Here is a 723-nt window from a genome sequence, read left to right on the forward strand (position 1 = left end):
GAAGCAAGCGCCTCCTGTCGAGTTTTCAGTGATCAAAGAGCAAGTCGAGTCAGAATTAGGTAAGCCTATCACCGATCTATTTAAGACTTTTGACGAAGAACCCTACGCGGCAGCCTCTATAGGTCAAGTACACCGGGCGGTCACTTTAGACGGCGAAGACGTCATTGTTAAGGTGCAATATCCGGGAGTAGACCGTTCTGTTGATTCAGATTTAAAGCAATTAAAACTCACACTCAAGCTTGGCGGTTTATTAAAAATGCCAAAAGAAAGTGTCGACGCGTTGTTTAATGAATTAAGAGATCGTTTAAAAGAAGAGCTCGATTACACTTTAGAAGCTCATAACTTAAATCGTTTTGCTCAGTTTCACTCGAAAGACGAAGGGATAATAATTCCCGAAGTCTTCGATAAATATTCCACAAAGCGTGTTTTAACACTGGGGTTAGTTGAGGGAGATGCGGCCGAAGATCTTGTTTCGCTGGGATATACCGAGCAGCAAAGATCTGTGATTGCTGAGCGGGTCTTTAAAATGTTGAGTGATCAATTGTTTTCAGGTCAGTGCATTCATGGTGATCCACACCCCGGTAATTTTGCATTTCGACCCGATGGCTCAATCATTATTTATGATTTTGGTTGTATCAAAGAGTTGAAGCCTGAAATTGTTCAGGCCTATCGAGACGCGGTCGTTAGTGCTATCGACGAGGATTATGCAGCCTTGGATGAGGC

At 43.2% G+C, this 723-nt stretch carries 1 protein-coding gene; it reads left to right on the forward strand.

The window, feature by feature from the left end; all coding sequences use genetic code 11:
* Positions 1–723 (forward strand): AarF/ABC1/UbiB kinase family protein (locus A3762_RS06440; protein ID WP_197469084.1); only part of this gene is annotated, 723 nt, incomplete at both ends.

This window comes from Oleiphilus sp. HI0125, assembly GCF_001635355.1.